Annotated in this window: 21 protein-coding genes and 1 tRNA gene; 8 read left to right on the top strand and 14 right to left on the bottom strand. The window is 60.2% G+C overall.

Annotated elements, in window-relative coordinates:
- The first annotated feature begins 15 nt into the window (after positions 1 to 15).
- On the top strand, positions 16 to 777 hold the full coding sequence (locus ACGHU1_RS14695; RefSeq protein ID WP_390588144.1) for a competence/damage-inducible protein A: 762 nt from the start codon (positions 16 to 18) through the stop codon (positions 775 to 777).
- A 7-nt stretch (positions 778 to 784) separates the two neighbouring features.
- Here ACGHU1_RS14695 and ACGHU1_RS14690 read toward each other — a convergent pair whose 3' ends face one another.
- From ACGHU1_RS14690 to secE, 6 genes are all read right to left on the bottom strand, one after another.
- Positions 785 to 1003: a hypothetical protein gene (locus ACGHU1_RS14690; RefSeq protein ID WP_390588142.1), complete on the bottom strand. Its 219-nt coding sequence runs from the start codon at positions 1001 to 1003 to the stop codon at positions 785 to 787.
- A 184-nt stretch (positions 1004 to 1187) separates the two neighbouring features.
- Positions 1188 to 1880 carry a 50S ribosomal protein L1 gene (gene rplA, locus ACGHU1_RS14685; protein ID WP_390588140.1) on the bottom strand — a complete coding sequence of 231 codons (693 nt, stop codon included), beginning with the start codon at positions 1878 to 1880 and terminating at the stop codon, positions 1188 to 1190.
- A 4-nt stretch (positions 1881 to 1884) separates the two neighbouring features.
- Complete coding sequence (gene rplK, locus ACGHU1_RS14680; RefSeq protein WP_390588139.1) at positions 1885 to 2316, bottom strand: 50S ribosomal protein L11; 432 nt, start codon at positions 2314 to 2316, stop codon at positions 1885 to 1887.
- Positions 2317 to 3748: 1432 nt separating this feature from the next.
- Positions 3749 to 3931, bottom strand: coding sequence for a hypothetical protein (locus ACGHU1_RS14675; RefSeq protein WP_390588137.1), 183 nt, complete (start codon positions 3929 to 3931; stop codon positions 3749 to 3751).
- Between the two features lie 24 nt (positions 3932 to 3955).
- On the bottom strand, positions 3956 to 4492 hold the full coding sequence (gene nusG / locus ACGHU1_RS14670) for a transcription termination/antitermination protein NusG (protein ID WP_390588135.1): 537 nt from the start codon (positions 4490 to 4492) through the stop codon (positions 3956 to 3958).
- Between the two features lie 39 nt (positions 4493 to 4531).
- Entirely contained in the window at positions 4532 to 4756 is a 225-nt protein-coding gene (secE, locus tag ACGHU1_RS14665) for a preprotein translocase subunit SecE (protein WP_390588133.1), read from the bottom strand.
- 260 nt (positions 4757 to 5016) lie between these two features.
- On the opposite strand from secE, the gene ACGHU1_RS14660 reads away from it, so the two are divergent.
- Entirely contained in the window at positions 5017 to 6534 is a 1518-nt protein-coding gene (locus ACGHU1_RS14660; protein ID WP_390588131.1) for an alanine/glycine:cation symporter family protein, read from the top strand.
- A 128-nt stretch (positions 6535 to 6662) separates the two neighbouring features.
- Here ACGHU1_RS14660 and ACGHU1_RS14655 read toward each other — a convergent pair whose 3' ends face one another.
- Both ACGHU1_RS14655 and ACGHU1_RS14650 read right to left on the bottom strand, forming a co-directional pair.
- Positions 6663 to 6812: a hypothetical protein gene (locus ACGHU1_RS14655; RefSeq protein ID WP_390588129.1), complete on the bottom strand. Its 150-nt coding sequence runs from the start codon at positions 6810 to 6812 to the stop codon at positions 6663 to 6665.
- A 152-nt stretch (positions 6813 to 6964) separates the two neighbouring features.
- A tRNA-Trp gene (locus tag ACGHU1_RS14650) sits at positions 6965 to 7040 on the bottom strand.
- A 152-nt stretch (positions 7041 to 7192) separates the two neighbouring features.
- Between ACGHU1_RS14650 and aat the strand changes: the two genes are divergently transcribed.
- On the top strand, positions 7193 to 7912 hold the full coding sequence (aat, locus tag ACGHU1_RS14645) for a leucyl/phenylalanyl-tRNA--protein transferase (protein WP_390588127.1): 720 nt from the start codon (positions 7193 to 7195) through the stop codon (positions 7910 to 7912).
- Here aat and ACGHU1_RS14640 read toward each other — a convergent pair.
- Genes ACGHU1_RS14640 through ACGHU1_RS14625 form a run of 4 tightly spaced genes read right to left on the bottom strand, consistent with a single transcriptional unit; the run spans position 7861 to position 9983 of the window.
- Positions 7861 to 8382, bottom strand: coding sequence for a DUF2155 domain-containing protein (locus tag ACGHU1_RS14640; protein WP_390588125.1), 522 nt, complete (start codon positions 8380 to 8382; stop codon positions 7861 to 7863). The two genes, aat and ACGHU1_RS14640, sit on opposite strands and share 52 nt — an antisense overlap.
- Positions 8383 to 8387: 5 nt before the next feature.
- On the bottom strand, positions 8388 to 8810 hold the full coding sequence (locus tag ACGHU1_RS14635; protein WP_390588124.1) for an NADH:ubiquinone oxidoreductase subunit NDUFA12: 423 nt from the start codon (positions 8808 to 8810) through the stop codon (positions 8388 to 8390).
- Positions 8811 to 8854: 44 nt separating this feature from the next.
- Positions 8855 to 9394, bottom strand: a complete 540-nt coding sequence (locus tag ACGHU1_RS14630; protein WP_390588123.1) for a DUF192 domain-containing protein — start codon at positions 9392 to 9394, stop codon at positions 8855 to 8857.
- Positions 9384 to 9983: a regulatory protein RecX gene (locus ACGHU1_RS14625; protein ID WP_390588121.1), complete on the bottom strand. Its 600-nt coding sequence runs from the start codon at positions 9981 to 9983 to the stop codon at positions 9384 to 9386. Before ACGHU1_RS14625 ends, ACGHU1_RS14630 begins: the two co-directional genes overlap by 11 nt.
- Positions 9984 to 10195: 212 nt before the next feature.
- On the opposite strand from ACGHU1_RS14625, the gene ACGHU1_RS14620 reads away from it, so the two are divergent.
- On the top strand, positions 10196 to 11929 hold the full coding sequence (locus ACGHU1_RS14620; protein ID WP_390588120.1) for a fatty acyl-AMP ligase: 1734 nt from the start codon (positions 10196 to 10198) through the stop codon (positions 11927 to 11929).
- A 1-nt stretch (position 11930) separates the two neighbouring features.
- On the opposite strand, the gene ACGHU1_RS14615 is transcribed toward ACGHU1_RS14620, so the two are convergent.
- Positions 11931 to 13496 (bottom strand): TIGR00341 family protein, encoded by a 1566-nt coding sequence (locus ACGHU1_RS14615; protein ID WP_390588119.1) that lies wholly within the window; start codon positions 13494 to 13496, stop codon positions 11931 to 11933.
- Between the two features lie 256 nt (positions 13497 to 13752).
- Here ACGHU1_RS14615 and ACGHU1_RS14610 point away from each other — a divergent pair, with 256 nt between their 5' ends.
- The 4 genes from ACGHU1_RS14610 (at position 13753) to ACGHU1_RS14595 (ending at position 17833) form a co-directional block, all read left to right on the top strand.
- Positions 13753 to 14985, top strand: a complete 1233-nt coding sequence (locus ACGHU1_RS14610) for a toxic anion resistance protein (protein ID WP_390588118.1) — start codon at positions 13753 to 13755, stop codon at positions 14983 to 14985.
- Positions 14985 to 15752, top strand: a complete 768-nt coding sequence (locus tag ACGHU1_RS14605; protein WP_390588117.1) for a hypothetical protein — start codon at positions 14985 to 14987, stop codon at positions 15750 to 15752. Before ACGHU1_RS14610 ends, ACGHU1_RS14605 begins: the two co-directional genes overlap by 1 nt.
- A gap of 8 nt (positions 15753 to 15760) precedes the next feature.
- Positions 15761 to 16057, top strand: coding sequence for a polyhydroxyalkanoic acid system family protein (locus ACGHU1_RS14600; protein ID WP_390588115.1), 297 nt, complete (start codon positions 15761 to 15763; stop codon positions 16055 to 16057).
- 318 nt (positions 16058 to 16375) lie between these two features.
- The gene (locus ACGHU1_RS14595) at positions 16376 to 17833 is read left to right on the top strand and encodes a GAF domain-containing protein (RefSeq protein WP_390588113.1); all 1458 of its coding nucleotides are present in this window, start codon (positions 16376 to 16378) and stop codon (positions 17831 to 17833) included.
- Here the strand turns inward: ACGHU1_RS14595 and ACGHU1_RS14590 are convergent.
- Positions 17811 to 18614 carry a class I mannose-6-phosphate isomerase gene (locus ACGHU1_RS14590; protein ID WP_390588111.1) on the bottom strand — a complete coding sequence of 268 codons (804 nt, stop codon included), beginning with the start codon at positions 18612 to 18614 and terminating at the stop codon, positions 17811 to 17813. The two genes, ACGHU1_RS14595 and ACGHU1_RS14590, sit on opposite strands and share 23 nt — an antisense overlap.
- Between the last annotated feature and the right edge of the window lie 14 nt (positions 18615 to 18628).

The following is an 18628-nucleotide window of genomic DNA, read 5'->3' as shown; positions in this document are numbered from 1 at the left end:
ATTAGACCGCGAGATATGAGTTCATCCGAAAAGATATGGACCGCTGGACTTGTCGTGATTGGCGACGAGATCCTGTCGGGCCGCACCCATGACAAGAACATCGCGCAAGTCGCAAGCTGGCTGCAGGTGCAGGGCATCCGCCTCGCCGAAGTGCGGGTGGTCGCTGATATCGAAGACCACATCGTCGAGGCTGTGAATGCCCTGCGCGCGGCCAACGATTATCTTTTTACCACCGGCGGCATCGGCCCGACGCATGACGACATCACAGTCGATGCTGTGGCCAAGGCGCTGGGCGTGCCGGTCATCATCCACCCGGAGGCCCGCGCGCTGCTCGAACGCTATTACGCGGACAAGGGCGGCATCAACGAAGGCCGTCTGCGCATGGCCCGCGCACCCGAAGGATCTGAACTGATCCCCAACCGCAAATCGGGTGCACCCGGTATTCGGCGCGGCAATGTCTTCCTGATGGCAGGCGTACCGCACATCACCGCCGGTATGCTCGATGCGCTTACGGGAGAGCTGGAAGGCGGCGCTCCGCTCGTTTCCGAAACTGTCGGTGGGTTCATTCCCGAAAGCGAAGTCGCTCACCTGCTTCGCGAAGTCGAACAGGCGCATGAAAACTGCCAGATCGGCTCCTACCCCTTTTTCCGGGAAGGCAAGGTTGGCTCCAATTTCGTCATCCGGTCCACTGACCGTGAGGCTCTGCAAAGCTGTTTCGACACCCTGTGCGAGGGGCTGGGCGAAAACGGTTGGGACTTTACCCCCGGCGGTATCTGAGCGCCGCTTACGTCCGCCGGCGCCATCCGCCGAACCGGCGTGATCTCCGCCCGGCGAGGTGCGCCTCGCCCTCTCTCGAATCCAGCGCATTGAGCAGCGTCGAATACAGCAGGCCGCCCGACAGCATCAGCGCGCCGATCAGGGGCGCAACCTGAGTCTCCACAAAGATGCTCCCGCCGAGAACCAGCGATCCTGCGAATGCGACTACCCAGCCTGCGTTTTTCAAAGCGAACTCCTTTGCAAGCTTAACGCTTGAGCAGGCCAAAGTTCCCTAGGAAATCCAACAGTTTGCCGCATCGCGGCATCAGACCGGCGCAAAAAAGGCCGGAAGCGTCAGCTCCCGGCCCTCTTGAATGGCTTTTGCCAGGTAGGAAAGCCCGCTGCCGCGGTGCGGCGCAGGCTGCGAAGACTTACGCGCCCTCGATACCTGCCGTGTCGATCTTCAGACCCGGACCCATGGTCGTGGTCAGCGAGACCTTCTTCACATACTTGCCCTTGGCGCCCGATGGCTTGGCCTTGACGATAGCCTGCGTCATCGCTTCGAAATTGGCTTTCAACGCGTCGTCGGAGAACGAAAGCTTGCCAATGCCGGAGTGGATGATGCCCATCTTCTCAACGCGGAATTCGACCTGGCCGCCCTTGGCGTCCTTAACAGCCTGTTCCACGTTCGGCGTGACGGTGCCCAGTTTCGGGTTAGGCATCAGGCCTTTGGGACCGAGGATCTTACCCAGACGGCCAACGACACCCATCATGTCCGGTGTCGCGATGACACGGTCATAATCGAGATTGCCGTTCTGCATGTCTTCCATCAGGTCTTCTGCGCCAACCTTGTCAGCGCCAGCGGCGGCCGCCTTGTCAGCGTTGTCGCCCTTGGCGAACACAGCGACCTTGACGTCTTTACCGGTGCCCGAAGGCAGCGAGACCATCCCGCGGACCATTTGGTCTGCGTGACGCGGATCAACACCGAGGTTCATGGCAACTTCAACGGTTTCGTCGAACTTGGCCTTGTGCTCGCGCAGGGTCGCGATGGCTTCATCGATGCCGTAGAGCTTTTCACGGTCCAGCTCGGCAACGACTTTCTGTTTCTTAGTTTGCTTTACCACGGGTTCAGCCCTCCACCACGTCGAGGCCCATCGAACGCGCGGAGCCTTCGATGATTTTCATGGCCTGATCGATATCGTTTGCGTTCAGATCGGCCATCTTGGCCTCTGCGATTTCTTTCACCTGGCTCTTTTTGACGGAACCGGCGACAACCTTGCCCGGCTCGCCCGAACCCGATTTCAGCTTGGCAGCTTTCTTCAGGTAGAACGACGCTGGCGGCGTCTTGGTGGTGAAAGTGAACGAACGGTCCGCGTAAACGGTGATCGTGGTCGGGATCGGAGCGTTCTTTTCAAGGTCCTGCGTCGCGGCGTTGAACGCCTTGCAGAATTCCATGATGTTGACGCCGCGCTGACCCAGTGCCGGGCCGATTGGCGGCGATGGGTTTGCGGTGCCGGCTGGCACCTGCAGCTTGATATAGCCTTCGATTTTCTTGGCCACAAAGGGCCTCCTTTCGCACTGTCGGCACGCATTTTCAGCGGTGCCTCATGTTAAGCGGTCCAGCGGCAGACCGGATGGCCTGCCTCCCGCACGGATTTCCAAAGCTTTGCTTGGGAAGCGGGGCACATAGCGATTCTGGCCGGATATGCAAGAAATGCTTGGGCGGGACGGCGGTGGGTGGTGAGGGGTTGGGGGGTGAGGGGGAAGTGGTTTGTTTGTGTGTGTTTTTGGTGCGCGTTTTTTGATGCGCACCCCATCCGGGGCGCGATTTCCTCGGCCCTGACGGGCCTGCGGGCGGGCGGTCGCCCTTGCGGCGCTGCGCGCCGTGCTCCGCAGCTCCATCGCGCACGAGCGCCAAGTATCAGGGCGCTCGGCTGATGGCTTGGAATGGCGCGAGCCGCAGGCGAGCCAGCGCGCGACCGCGCGCCGCCGCTTATGCGGCGAAGCCAAGCGGGCCGGATGGCCCGCGCCCGGCGCCTGAGGGCGCACAAAAAAACGCGCGCAAACAAAAAACCTCAAACAAAAACACACATGACACATTTCCCAACATGTCATCCGGTGCCTACACGCAAAACGCCCCGAAATCTGCGGTTTTGCGCATGTAGGACACGGGTGACATGTGTCCAACACGGCGCAAGGCGATTTCGAGAGGCGGCGCAAAATCATAGCCACGCCGTGCCATAAGAAGAGCCCGTAGGAAAATGGCAAGTCCGTCCGTTAATGTCATATGACAAAAGGGCTTTGATGTCTTGATTTAGGTGGGAAGCGGCCATTGGACATGAGAGACTTTCATGGTATGCCGTGATATATGAATCCTTGGATAAATGGCCTAATTGGTGGCGCTATTGCTGCGGTCCTTTGCTATTTCGCACTTCGGAACCAGCGGAACGCGAGGGTCAGCAGCGACGGCTGGAAGACACTTTGCCCTAGCTTCTTTGTACATGCCATTTTCATTCTGGGCGTGGCACTCACTTCTCTGTTCGCCTACATCGTTTTCAGCGGAGGATCATCGTCGCCAGACGCCGATACCCAAAACCTCTATCTCGTTGGCCTACTGACCGTATTCGCAGGTATGATGATTTATCTGTGGTGGACTGCTTACGCGCAGACCATTGCTTGGAAAGGACGCAGTCTTCGAGTTAGACGCGCACTCGGCAAAGATCGGCATTGGGATTTCTCGGAAATTCGGTCTTTCAAAGAGAGTGATTTTAGCGGCGATTGTTGGATCCAATTTAGCGACGGCTCCCGCGTAATTTTCTCGACTTATCTTCACGGGTCGCAACAGCTTCTTGAGCGACTGCCTAAGTCCAAGCGCTCAAGCTGAATGTCCGAAAATGGGTCGTTATCGGACAGTCCGCTTTTGCGCCGTTCGCCTTCTCTTAGTTTTCGAACCAAGCGGCGCGGGCGTGCCGGACTGGACATTCTAGCCGGCCTAAAGCTCGAGCTCATGCCGGGGCGTTTTCATGCCTTTGGTGCGGCTCGTCAGGTGATATTTGCGGCATAGCTCGCAGCGATAGGCGCGCAGTTTGAACGGCGCGCTTACGGCAGCCGTTTCCGCCGCCTCGCGTGACGAATAGCGTTTTTTCCGATTGCAGATGCCGGGGCGGGTTTTCATCGCCGTCCCGCCGAAACTGCCCGCTTACTTGACCAGTTCGACCTGTTCAAAGTCCAGCTCGACCGGGGTTGCCCGGCCAAAGATCGATACCGATACCTTGACCTTCGCCTTGTCGAAATCGAGCTCTTCAACGACGCCGTTGAAGCTGGCGAACGGCCCGTCGAGCACTTTGACAGAATCGCCGATTTCGTAATCGACGCTGACCTGCTGTTTCGGAGCCGATCTGGCTTCCTCGACACCGCCGAAATAGCGGGCGGCCTCTTTTTCGCTGATCGGCTGCGGTTTGTTGCCGCTGCCCAGAAAACCGGTCACTTTCGGCGTGTTTTTCACAAGGTGATACACGTCATCGGTCATGTTCAGTTTGGCAAGGACATAGCCCGGCATGAACTTGCGCTCGACCTGGACTTTCTTGCCGCGCTTCACCTCGGTGATGGTCTCGGTCGGCACTTCGACCTCTTCCACACCTTCGGCAAGGCCAAGACGGTCAGCCTCCGACAGGATGGCCTCTTTGACCTTGTTCTCGAAACCGGAATAAGCGTGGATGATGTACCAGCGAGCCATGGAGTATCCTTGAAATTCTGAACGTCTGACGCGGCGCGATTATGCGAGCGTGAGCAGGAAATTGACGATTGCGTTGAACAGGCTGTCGATGCCGAAGAAGAACAGCGACAGGATCACCATGAAGATGAAAACGAAGATCGCGGTGCGAACCGTTTCTTCGCGCGTGGGCCACACAACCTTGCTGGTTTCCGTGCGAACCTGGTTCACAAATTCGGCCAGCGATGTCTTGCGCTTTTTTTCTTCGACTTTGGGTGCCTGGGCCATGACCAGCCTTTCGCCTTCGCGTGAATAAGTTTTGTCCGGGTTTCAGATAGGTCTCTTCGCCGTCCGGGACAAGATCGCGGATGGGCTTCGATTCTCACTGATTTCGGAATTGGGTTGCTATTATGGTGCGCTCTTGCGGAAAGCAAGCGCGAAGAGCCGGTTGGGGGCTAGTCAAGGGCGCAAGGCGGCTCTAGCGTGCGACGCTTCATTTCGGGAATACCCGTTCGGGGACGCACATCAATGTATGAGGGGAAGCCATAATGGCTGCAGCACCGTCCGGCGCGGAAGCGTGGATCGAGCCCATTACCAATGTTTCGGATTTCATCTGGGGCGGCACATGGAACGGGGTGGAAATTCTGCCGTTCCCGCCGATGACGATCATCCTGCTGGGCATTGGCCTGTGGATCATGGTCGGGCTGCGGTTCTATCCGCTGATCAAGCTGGGCAGCGCGTTCAAGGGGCTGTTCGCCAGTCGCAAGGGATCGGGTGATGGCGAGATTTCGCCGTTCGCTGCGCTTTCGACCGCGCTTTCAGGACAGGTTGGCACGGGCAATCTGGCAGGGGTCGCCACCGCGATTGCGCTGGGTGGACCGGGCGCGATTTTCTGGATGTGGATCACCGCGTTGTTCGGCATGGCGCTCGCTTTTGCCGAGGGGTCGCTCGCGATCCGTTACCGCGAGAAGACATCCGACGGGGTCTATCGCGGCGGTCCGATGACCTACATCATGATGGGGCTTGGTCCGAAATGGACGTGGCTCGCCATCGTGTTCTGTATCGGCACGCTGTTTTCGGCTCTCGTCACGGGCAATTCGATCCAGGCCAATGCGGTCGCGGATGGCCTGAACGAGCTGTTCGGCATCGAAGAGGCCATTGGCGGCGCGATTGTCGCGATCCTTGTCTTCATCGTCATTATCGGCGGGATCAAATCCATCGGCAGCGTGGCTGAAAAAGTCATTCCGTTCATGGCCGGTGCCTATGTCATCATGGCTGCAATTGCGCTGATCCTGAACTTTGGCGATCTGCCCGAGACATTCGGCCTGATCTTCCACGGCGCATTCAACCCTCAGGCGGCGAGCGGCGGGTTCGTCGGCGCGGCTCTGATCCTCGCGATCCGTGCCGGTGTGGCGCGCGGCCTGTTCTCAAACGAGGCCGGGCAAGGCTCCACCGCCATCGCCCACGCCGTGGCGCAGACGAATGACCCGGAACAGCAGGGCCGCATGGCGATGCTGGGCACGTTTATCGACACGATCATCATCTGCACCATGACCGCACTGGTTATCCTCACCGTGCGCGGTGATTTTACCGCGGGCGGCGAAGCGGTGCTGCACGCATGGCAATCCGACCGCGTCGGCTTTGAAATGACGAGCGGTGCGTTCGCTGCGGCATTCCCTGTCATGCTGGCCGGGATCCCCATCGGCACGCTGGTCGCCAGCGTCGCGCTGATCCTGTTCGTGTTCACCACCCTGCTGACGTGGAGCTATTACGGAGAGCGGGCGATTACATTTATCTATGACCGCATCCCGGGTTCAACCCGGCGCGGTGAGAAAATGCTGCATATCGGCTGGCGCGTCTTGTGGTGCGTTGTCATCTGGCTGGCCGCGGCGCAGCCTTCCGAACTGGTCTGGCGTCTGGGCGACATCTCCAACGCGGCGATGGCGCTGCCCAACCTGCTTGCGCTCGCGCTGCTATCAGGCGTGGTGTTCGCCATTGCCAAGGGCAAAAAAGACGCGGGCAAGACTTTCACCGCAGACACACCGGAAGAGCCGGAGGAATATTGACGGGCGGGCGCGTTTCGGCGCGCCCCCGTCAACCAGCGGTCTTGCTCACAGCATAAGAAAAAGGCGCTGCGGTTCATCCCCGCAGCGCCCTTTTTCTATCGGTAAGTCTCCGTTTCGCGAATGCGCTGTTAACGGATGCCAAACCAGCGTTGCAGAAGGCCGGGCTCTTCCATTGGCTGGATACGGCCATATTTCAGTTGGCGAGTCGAGGCATCGGTATGCGGACGCGGGTTCGACCAGGCGTCTGGTTTGCTCGAACGGATGGGTGCGGATGTCATCGCGTTGATCTCCTTGCGTAATCGTTTCATCTTATTGCCCATTTAAACCGAGCGCATCTACGTTGGTTCCCGCAATCATGTGGATAGAATGTGCAACAGGCACGATGAACGCCGCCCGGAAACGGGTGCAAGCATCACAAATCAAAGGGAAATGGCAGGGGCACAGAGACTCGAACTCTGGACCTTCGGTTTTGGAGACCGACGCTCTACCAACTGAGCTACGCCCCTGCACGAGACGCGCGCTTTAGCCGCGCCGTTTGCGATAGGCAACATCTGATGCGCCCCATCTGACCCACGATATCTAAAGCGCGGCATCTAAAGCACTGGCAATCGCATCCGGTATGGTATGCCGCTGGCCGCGTGCTATTTATAGCGGCACGATGCATTCGCCCATGCGCACCCCGATCCCGGTTGAAACCCTGCTGCTCGCCTATCGCAGCGGTATCTTCCCGATGGCTGACAGCCGCGATGATCCCGATGTTTTCTGGGTTGAGCCGCGTGAGCGCGCGATTCTGCCGCTAAACGGGCTGCATGTATCCAAAAGCTTGCGCAAAGTGCTTCGTCAGGACCGGTACCGCGTCACCATCAACACCGCTTTTGGAGAGGTCATTCGCGCCTGCGCCGAGCCGCGCACCGACCATCCCGAAAGCTGGATCAGCGAACGGATCATCGCCAGTTACCAGCACTTGCACGGCGCCGGACACGCGCATTCAATCGAATGCTGGAGGGAAAACGGCAGCGAAGCCCCGATATTGGTTGGCGGGCTATACGGTGTCGCTTTCGAATCGGTGTTTTGCGGTGAAAGCATGTTTTCGCGCGCCGATAACGCCAGCAAGGTCGCGCTTTGCTGGCTCGTCGCACTGATGCGCCGTGCCGGGTACAGACTGCTCGATTGCCAGTTCATGACCGATCACCTCGCCTCGATGGGAGCGGCCGAATTGCCTCAGCGCGATTACATGGCTTTGGTGGAGCGAGCACGGATGCGGCCCGGCGGGACGCTGGCCGATGCCTATAGCGCGCTGCTGGCCGAGGCAGGCGCGCATCCCGATCATTCGTCGCCGGGAAAGCTCATCGCGCAGTCCTTGACCCAGACATCGTAAATCGGGTGTTCGACCACGTTGAGGCTGGGCGAATCCTTGAACAGCCAGCCCGAAAATACGCGGGTGTGATCGCTTTGCCCCCGGTTCAGCACATCAACCTGCACGAAAGCGCCGGTTTCCTGCGGCATTTCCCACGGGGCGGTGCGCTCGCAAGCGGATAGCGTCAGGATAACGGGGCCGGATTCGATCGTTTCGCCGGGGCTCATCTCGAAATCCTGGCTGACATTGTTGCGTTTGTTGAGCAAGCCGATGGTCGCCACGCGGTCCGCCATCGTGGTCGCGCCGGTTTGCTGCGGCTCATCCGCTGCATCGCCAGCATCCGCTGTATCGGCCGCGCCTGCCGGCTGCGCCTCTGCATTCTGGTCAATCGGCACGGCGACCGGCTGCGCCTCTTCAGCGTCGGAGCCGCACCCGCCAAGCGATAGAGCGCACAGTATTACGCCCGCAAAAATCGGAGTGCGCACGGCCATGGCCTTCACCCTTCCGGGGACCACGCCTCGTAATCGCCGACTGCAGCAGCGCGTTTGCCGCCGCGTTCCAGCGCGCCTTGCGGTCGGTATGCCTGCGCGGTGCCGGTGGCGTTGGGAGTGTAATCAGTCTCCCAGATCTTGGCCGGTGGCAGGTTGCTTTCAGGCACATCGTCAAACGCGCCGTGCAGCCAGCCGTGCCATTCGGGCGGCACGCGGCTCGCATCATTTGCGCCGTTATAGATCACCCAGCGTTTTTCCGCCTGCGTGTAGGAGCCGGTTGATACGCCGGTGTCTTCCGCTTTTTTGCGGTAGTATTTGTTGCCTTGCGCATCGGTGCCGACATGGTCGCCGCCAACGCGTTTTGCCCACCACGTGGTGCCCAGCGTCGCGCCGTCCCACCAGGTGAAGATTTTTCCGAAGATTCCCATGCCGCGCGATTAGCGTAATTGCCGCCCCGCGCCAAGCGTCAAGATCACTCCGGTTGCGGGGGTGGCAGATCGAATACTACCGCATCGCCCGGCTCTATGCCAAGCTGCGCCGCGCGCCCGCCGACCAGTTCCAGAACGCCCGTGGTGATGCCAGCTGACGGCACCGATTCCATCGAATAGGGCACGGTATTCGCTGCGATATTGGTGATGCGCCCGTCGGTCCCGATAAAGATGATGTCGAGCGATAGCGGCGTGTTCTTCATCCAGAAACTGCGCGCACGCGGCGGATCGCTGGGAAAGATCATGCCTTCGTTCTCGCCCATTTCGGTGCGGAACATCAGGCCATCGGACTGCGCCTGCGAAGAGGCGGCGACCTCTACCCGGAACGGATGGCGGGTGCCCCCGCTTACCACCTCAAGGTTGATGACTTGCAGACCGGAGACCGGATGCTCGTCTGGATCGGCCTGCGATGCGGCGGCAGGGGCGGCGTCCTCTGCCGTGCCGACAGGCGCGCATGCCGCGGCGATCACCGCAAGCGCGGCGATGACTGGCAGTTTTGCAGAGGCAGTGAAATCAAAAGCCATCAGGTTCCCCGTCCTCTCGTGCTTCTTCCAGCCATTGCTCAATATCGCGGAGACTGCTTGCGTCCAGAATGAAGCGGACATGGTCGTATTGATGGCCCGCACGCAGCATGGCGGCAACCTGTTTCTCGCGCAGCTTGCGGCGCTGTTCAGGATCGCCTTCCTCATCGTCATCATCAGCATGGGCGGGCCGCGCAAAGGGGCCAAAGCGGCGTTTCGTCGCCAGCAGGACCGCAGCTTCGCGGCAGCGATATTCGCCCGGCGCGTTGTCTTCTCGCACAGTCTCTTCCACGCCCGCCGCCCACAGCGCCTGTTCAACCCGGCGCGCGCCATATCCCCGCCCGGTGAGATCGCGCGTCTTGGCCCGCGCATAGGCATCATCATCGACATAGCCGAGCTCTATCAACCGCGTGACCAGCCCCGTCACGTCCAGCTCCACCGCCCGCCCGTCATCCTCTGCCACGCCGCGTTCGCGAACTTTACGCGCCAGATACCCCTCAAGCTTGGCTCCGGTCGTCGCAAAGCGCGCGGCATAGGAAAGCGCCAGATCGCGCAGCGTGGTTTGATCGAGCGGGCGCGTTTTCTTGGCCACGCGCGCGTCTTTGCGCCCCTTATCTTTGCGGGGAGAAGTGCTGCGATCTGGTGACGAATTCGTATCCATTGAAACTTTTTCGCCTTATTCGTGCCACAGTCCTTATCAAATGCATAAGTCTGGACTGAGTCCGGCGCATTTGCCGGGATGGGTTTGGGACATGATAGGGTGCGCTTTGCCGTGCTGCAAATGACGGGTATCGCTTGAAAAATATGACCGACGACGCATTGACGCCGACGCCGAATGACTGCGACCTGCCGCGCATCCGCGCGCAGTTTGCGACGTTTGCCGAGGCCATCGATTACGCCGCGAAGAGCGAAAAGGGACTGAACTTCCACGATATGCGTGGACAACTTTCGCGGGTCTATCCTTATTCCGAAATGCGCGAAGATGCGCTGGTGATGGCCCGGCGCCTGATTGCTTACGGGATCAAACCGCAGGACCGCGTCGCCCTGATCGCGGAAACCGCGCCCGATTTTGCTGCGCTGTTTTGCGCCTGTGTCTATGTCGGCGCATGGCCCGTCCCGCTGCCGCTGCCAACCACGTTTGGCGGCAAGGACAGCTATATCGAACAGCTTGCGGTGCAGCTGAACAGCAGCGATCCGGCGATCCTGATCTATCCCGAAGACATTGGCGAAATGGCGCAGGCGGCCGCTGACAAACAGGGCTGCAAGGGCGAAAGCTGGCAGGATTTTGCCCAGCGCGATGCGCCCGACTGCGACCTACCCGAATTAAAGCCGGATGATATCTGCTATCTGCAATATTCCAGCGGATCGACCCGTTTCCCGACCGGCGTTGCCGTCACGCATGAGGCATTGCTGCATAACCTCTACGGCCATTCGACCACGATGCATCTGGGCGAGAACGAACGCTGCATCAGCTGGTTGCCGTGGTATCACGATATGGGCCTCGTCGGCTGTTTCCTCTCGCTCATCGCCAATCAGGTGTCGGGCGACATGCTGAAACCCGATGCCTTTGCACGCCGCCCACTCGCCTGGCTCGACATGATCAGCGCCAATAAGGGCAGCACGCTCTCTTATTCACCGACGTTTGGCTACGATATCTGCGCACGGCGCATTTCCAGCCAGAGCAATGTCGCTGAACGATTTGACCTGTCGCGCTGGCGCGTGGCGGGCAACGGTGCGGACATGATCCGGCCCGATGTCATGCAAAACTTCGTCAACGCGTTCAGCGATGCGGGTTTCAAGGCCAGCGCCTTCACCCCGTCCTACGGCCTTGCCGAAGCGGTTCTGGCCGTCACCGTGATGCCGCCGGGCGAAGGGATCCGCGTCGAACTGGTCGAGGAAGAGCGCCTGTCGGGCACTCCGCGCGATATCTCGCGCCCGGCCCGCTACCGCGCCATCGTCAATTGCGGCAAGGCGCTGCCCGATATGGAAGTGCAAATTCAGGGCGAGGATGGCCATCCGCGCGGCGATCACCAGATCGGCAAGGTCTGGTGCCGCGGCCCCAGCGTCATGCACTCCTATTTCCGCAACGAGGAAGCGACCGCAGACTGTCTCGTCGATGGCTGGCTGGATACAGGCGACATGGGCTATCTTGCCGATGGCTACCTGTTCATCGTTGGCCGGGCCAAGGACATGATCATCATCAATGGCAAAAACCATTGGCCGCAGGATATCGAATGGGCGGTCGAACAGCTGCCCGGCTTCAACCACGGCGATATTGCGGCCTTCTCTGTTGAGACCGAGGCTGGTGAAGAGGCGCCTGCGGTGCTCGTCCATTGCCGCGTTGCCGATCCGGTGGAGCGGGTCAAACTGCGCGAACAGATTGCCGACAAGGTGCGCAGTGTCACCGGCATGAGCTGCGTCGTGGAACTGGTTCCCCCGCGCACATTGCCGCGCACCAGCTCAGGCAAACTTTCCCGCGCCAAGGCGAAAAAGCTGTATCTGTCGGGCGAAATTGTCCCGATCGACCTCGCCGCCTAAGCTATTCTGCCGGGCTGCTCCATTCCGCGCGCACCGGACCCAGCGATGGCCGAACCGCCACGCTGACGCCGCGTTCGCTCAGAATATCGGCAGCTGCCTGCGCCTGTTCGGGATCGCCCACCAGCATTATCGGCACATCGACACGCGTTGATGCCCATTCGATCACGCCCAGTGCCCGCGATCCGGCCATTGTCGGCCCCTCTTCCCCAAACTCGATCACGGACGGCAACGCGGCTGCGGGCGGCAAGAGCTGGATCGTCCAGTCCGGCTCGGTCGCAGAAATGCGGTCTTCGAGCGCGCGGTAAGCCGCCAAGGTTGCCCCTTCGAGCACCTCGGCTCGGACCAGCGCACGGCGGCGCGTGCGGTCCACGGTTACGTCGCTTTCAGGAACGCCCGCCACCAGTGATAGCCGCTGTGCGAGGTCTTCGGCGCGGGCATTGGCATCGGCCTCTTCACTGGCGCGCGCGGCGCTAAGCTGGGCCTGTTCGGCGGCGCTCGCGCTGGTGCCGACCTGATACTGGACCAATGTCAGTTCCACCGGCTGTTCAAACCGGCCCGATAGCGAGCGTTCAATGGCAACCTCTGCTTCGGGTTGCAGCACCGGGGTGAGCATCGTCGCATTGACCGTGAGTGGCTCTGTCCCGAATTGGATATCCAGCTCGTCAATCAGGGAGCGGTTGTCGAACTGCTCCTGAATTTCCGACCGAACGATGCGCTGCGCGTTCGTCTCCCACGCAATCTGCTGGAGCGAGAAACCCAGCGGCACCGCCAGCCCGATGAACACGCTGCCCACGGCGACATTCTGGAACACCGTGTTGCGCTGGCTAAGCGAGGTCTTGAAACCATACAGCCGCGCCATGCCCCATGCGGTCAGCGCGATGGTGATAAGGTTGGTCACATACAGCAGCAGCGCGCCGGAAAAGACCGTCCAGTTCCACGTCGCGAGGCCAAATCCGACCGTTGCCAGCGGCGGCATGAGGGCGGTGGCAATCGCCACGCCGACAATCGTGCCCTCTCGCCCGCGGATCATCGCATACGCACCGGCAAGCGCGGAAAACAGCGCCACGAACAGGTCAAACAGGTTCGGCTGCGTGCGCGCGGCAATTTCCGGCGTGATCGTCTGGATCGGGGACATATACACCAGCAACCCGGTCAGCCCGATGGCCATCACGGTTCCCCAGGCAAGACTGCGCGCCGATTGTTTGAGCCATTGGTAATCACCGATGGCCAGCGCAAATCCCAGACCCATGATCGGTCCCATCAGCGGGGACAGCAGCATGGCCCCGATCACCACCGCAGGCGATGACAGCAGCAGGCCCAGCACCGCGATCCCCGCGCTCATCGCGGTCATGAACAGATACCGTTCGGACAGCAGGCAATCCTCGCGCCGCTTTTCAATCACTTCGGACTGATCGACCGTGCCGACCACATCGCGCAGCCACCAGCGGCGCAGACTGAAAACCACGCTGCCGAAGGTTGACGCCTGCTCCTTCACCTGCGTTGCCTCTTTTTCCTCGACCTTGTCGGGTGCGGCGGTGCCGGTGGATGGGCTTTGTGGTTCAGTCACGTGTGCTCACATTATTGGCTGTGCCGCGCGCGATTTGCAGCGCGCAGCGATGGTGCTGTCTGGTTCGCGCCGCATAAAGACCGATACCGGCGACAAAGGCAAATCGGCAGGTTCGCCAATTTGTTGGATAAGGCGGGGCAAAGACGCTAGCTTGCTGAAAATCTTGAAAGCCGTGTTTTAGATACCTAATACAGTAACAGAGATCAGGGCGCCGCACCGATTTGCGCAGCGCACGCCGAGGGAGCAAGCGACGAGCATGAGCACAGAGACTACGCCGAAAACCAAAATCGCAACGGCGACGAAAACCGCCACCGATTTCGAGCTGACACCGCCCGATCCCGTGCCCGAAATTGCACCTGAAAAGGCGGCGGGCCTTGTCCCTGTGTCCACCGAACAGAAATCGAAACTGGATACGAAAGTGGATGGCTTTGTCGCCGATCTGGTTTCGGTCGATGCGAACTCGCCAGAATTCGGTGAAAAGGTCGATCAGATCACGCGCATGGGTCAGGAACAGATCCGCGCTGCCGCCGCGCATTCCAACCGTTTTCTGGACCGGCCCGTGCGCGCCATGGATGCCGACAGCAGCGTGGGCAGCGATCTGGCCGAACTACGCCGCACCGTCGAAGACCTCGATCCGGGGCGCAAGAACAAGCTGCTGGCCCCGCGCAAGCTGTTTGGCATCATCCCGTTCGGCAACAAGCTGAAAAACTATTTCGACAGCTACACCTCTGCGCAGGGGCATATTCAGGCGATCCTTGAACGGCTGGAAGGCGGCAAGAAAGAACTGCACCTCGATAACGCGGCCATCGACACCGAACGCCAGAAACTGTGGGAGGCGATGGGCGAGCTGGAGCAGATGATCCATATCGCCAAAACGCTTGACGAGCGGCTGGAGGCAAAGGCGCTGGAGCTGGATTCCAGCGACCCGGCCAAGGCGAAGGCGCTGCGCGAAAGCGCGCTGTTCTATGTCCGCCAGCGCACGCAGGATTTGCTCACGCAGATGGCGGTCAGCGTGCAGGGTTATCTCGCGCTCGACCTCGTCAAAAAGAACAATGTGGAGCTGGTGAAAGGCGTGGACCGCGCCAGCACCACGACCGTGGGCGCGCTGCGCACGGCGGTGACGGTGGCGCAGGCGATGACCAACCAGAAACTGGTTCTCCAGCAGATCACCTCGCTGAACGAAACGACGACCAACATCATCGATTCCACCAGCACATTGCTGCGCGAACAGACCGCCCAGATCCACGAACAGGCCGCCTCCAGCACCATTCCGCTGGAAACGCTGCAACGCGCGTTCCAGAATATCTATGACACGATGGACGAAGTTGACGAGTTCAAGGTGCGCGCACTCAGCAGCATGAAACAGACCGTCAATGTCCTCACCGACGAGGTCGAGAAATCCAAAGGCTACATCGCCCGCGCCGAAGGGCAGGCGCAGGCCCAGTCCAAAGTGGCGAGCGGGCCGTCGCTGCTTGCTCTGGATAGCTGATGGCGAACCTCAGCCACGAGACCGACCGCGCCCTGTCAGACGGCAAGAGGCTGGTTCGGGACAATCGCACCGGCGGTCGCCACCGGTTGGAACCGTCGATTGGCAAGGGATCGGCCAATGCCAAACTGAAAAACTTGCTCAAGCGCGCCGGGTATTTCGGCGTAGCGGTGCTTGGTATTTTCATCGCGATCTCTGTCGCGGGCGCGGTTTTGGGCGGCATCGGTTTCTGGGGCATAGTCGCGGCGTTTTTTGCCGTTGTCGGGGCGGGCATTCTGTTTTCGCAATTTCCCAAGGTCAAAGTGCCCAAGCGCACCGAACTGGCAAAAGGCGATCCGAAACAGATGGTGGCGCGCACGGAATTGTGGCTGGAGGCGCAGCGCCCAGCCCTGCCGCCGCCCGCGGTCAAGATCGTCGATCAGCTCGGCGTGCAGCTCGATTCGCTCGGACTTCAGCTTGAAACCGTGGATGCGAACCATCCGTCGGTGCGCGAAGTGCGCGAACTGGTCGGTGAATACATCCCGGAAACCATCGACAATTATCGCAAGGTGCCCGAGCAAATGCGCGGTGAGGCTCATGCGGGCAAGACCGCCGACCAGCGCCTGACCGACAGCCTCGGCAAGCTGTCAGGCGAAGTCGACCGTGTAACACGCCGCCTTGCAGAGGGCGCGCTGGACGATCTTGCGATCAAGGATCGGTATCTGGAATACCGCTATGGCGGCGACGAATTGCTCGAAGACATGAACGCGTCCAACGGCAAGCAGGGCTGAGCCGGCAGATGCGCGTCAATCTGCCCCACGACCTCGGCAAAGAGGAGGTCCGCCGCCGAATGCGAGAGCGCAGCCACGAGATTGCAGGTTATTTTCCGCCCGGCATGGCAACAATCGAAACCACTTGGCCTGATCAAGACCAGATGGACATGGTCGTGACCGCCGTGGGCCAGCGCATCAATGGTGCGGTGGAGGTTTACGACGACGAGGTCGTTATCGAGATGAATCTGCCCGCAATGCTCGGCTTTCTGCGCGGAACATTGGAACAGGCAGTCAGGACACAGGCGACCAAACTGCTTGAATAAGCGGCGGTCGTGTCAGGAATTTTGGGGAACCAAGGCGTTACACCTAATGGTCCGTACGCAGACCGTGTAAGCTGGCGAGTGCCGCTTTGCATTCAGGGGCATTACCTTTAAAACTAACTGAACGCCCACTGCATTTGCACTGCATCGGAGTGATTTTTTGATCGGCAGCGCTGCCAAACTTGAAACTCTGCGATCCTGCCTGCGCAGCGCCACCAGTGCGAGCGCGGTTTTCGATCATATCCTTACCAACACTGAAATTTTGACAACACCCGACGGCGCCCTGCGCGATGCGCCCCGGGCCTGCCCGATGAGATCGCCATGAATCACGATTACCCCCCGTCCAAACTGACCGAATGCGACCGCGAACCGATCCACCATATCGCCGCCGTGCAATCCTTTGGCGGCCTGATTGCCGTGAACGCTGACTGGATGATCGCGCACCGTTCCATCAATTGCGGCGAGATGCTGGGGCTGGACGATTTGCCGGCGGAGGGTGACCGGCTCGCCGATCATTTTCTCCCCGGCGCAATCGACGCGTTGAAAGATGCCTTGCTGCGCCAATCGGGCGGCGACAACGTTGAACGGATTTCCGGACTGCAACTGGTGCGCGGGGGCGATTTGTTCGACTGCGCCGTCCACCCGAGCGAAGGCAAGGTTGTTATCGAATTCGAGCCGCATGCGGAGGAGGAATATTCCGATCACCTCGCTATGATCGGGCCGATTCTGTCACGGCTTGAGCCGATCCGCGAGCTTGATCAATTGTGCGTCAAAGCCGCGCAGCTGGTGCGCGAAATGCTCGGCTATGACCGCGTCATGGTCTACACATTGCACACGGATGAAAGCGGCGAGGTGATTGCCGAAAACCGCCGCGAAGATCTCAAGCCGTTCCTTAGCCTCAGGTTTCCGCGCGCCGACATCCCGCAGCAGGCGCGGGACCTGTTTCGCCGCAACCGGTGCCGCATCATCGCCGATATGGAGGCTGAGGCTGTTCCGATTGAACCGCCCTGCTCGATGTGCGGCGATCCGCTGGACCTTTCGATGAGCGTGCTGCGATCGCACTCGGAAATGCATGCCGAATATATGCGCAATATGGGCGTGCGCGCATCGATGACGATTTCCATCGTGCGTCAGGGTCGGCTGTGGGGCATGATTTCGTGCCACCATACCGAGCCCAAACTGCCGCCCTATTCACTGCGCATCGTGGCTGAAGTGTTCAGCCAGATGTTCTCGCTGTTGCTGGATAAAGTGCTTCAGGATGTGATCCCGCATGACAGTGCCTCGGTGTTGATGGGAGAAAATTACCACGCCCGCGGCGCACCGTCCGGCCCAGAAACGGCCAACGATACCGGCGGGGGCCCTGGATCGCGCACATCATGCGAAAAACGGTCCTCGCTTCCCGGTCACGTTCTGGTGGTCGAAGACAGCATGATGATCGCGCTCGACACCGAAGAGAACCTGAAACGGCTGGGCGTGGAATCGGTGCAGGTGGAAAGCGATGTCGCAGGCGCGCTGGCGTCAATCGCGGACAGGGTGCCCGATTTTGCGATTATCGATTTCAACCTAGGATCGGAAACAAGCGAGCCGGTGGCAAAAGAGCTGCAGGCCAAGGGCGTGCGCTTTGTGCTCGCCACGGGGTATGCCGAATTGAAAGACCAGATCGAACAACTTGGCGCGATTGGCCTCCTGCGCAAACCCTATGGCCGGGAAGAGATCGAAAAACTGATCACGGCCTATGCCAAGGAAACGCGCGAATTCAGCCAAGCACAGGACGGGTAAGCAGCGTTACCCCCGCGCGGGCGAAATTAATCGCGCTGATATCGGGGGCGTAAAGGCATTCACCAGAAACGGCGCGCGCCCCGCCATCGGCCAGCAGCTCGCCCGAGATCGGCAGCGCCAGCAACTTGCCCGAATATGTGTTCAACAGGTCTGCGTCAGGCGCACCCTGCACACGGTCAAACCGGAAATGCGGACCTTTTGCCAATAGCGAGCCGTTTTGCCCGGCGGCGCTTTTATGGAAAGCGCTGTATGGTCCTGTTTCAGCCACGGCGATGGCACGGTCGAGGTGCAGTTCGCGCGGCCTGCCGTAATCGAAAAGCCGAAACGTCGTGTCGCTGTTTTGCTGGACCTCCACCAGCGACAGGCCGGGGCCGATGGCGTGGACCGTTCCGGCGGGAAGATAGAAGACATCGCCCGCTTTCGCATCATGCCATGACAGCAGCTGTTCGATAGAGCCATCCAGCGCAGCCTTGCGGACAGCCTCGCTCGTCAATTCATTTTTGAAACCGATGGCCAGCTGCGCGCCCGGCTGCGCATCGAGCACCAGCCAGCATTCCTCTTTACCCACCTCTCCAGCCTTGGCGTCACTTGCGCGCGGATGGACCTGGACCGACAATTTTTCGCTCGTGAAAAGGTATTTAACCAGCAGATCGGGCAGTTCGGGGTGAGGTTCATACCAGATTTCGCCAATGCGCTGGTCGCGCTGTTTGGTAAACGGCATGGGCAAATCGTCGCGGCCCCACACTTTCGCGATCTCGCGGGTGGGGAGCTTTACCGGCATAGCGGAAGTGTCAG

It is taken from the genome of Erythrobacter sp. MTPC3, from assembly GCF_042854385.1.
Classification (GTDB): Bacteria; Pseudomonadota; Alphaproteobacteria; order Sphingomonadales; family Sphingomonadaceae; genus Erythrobacter.
This window is presented reverse-complemented; position numbering and strand designations above follow the sequence as displayed.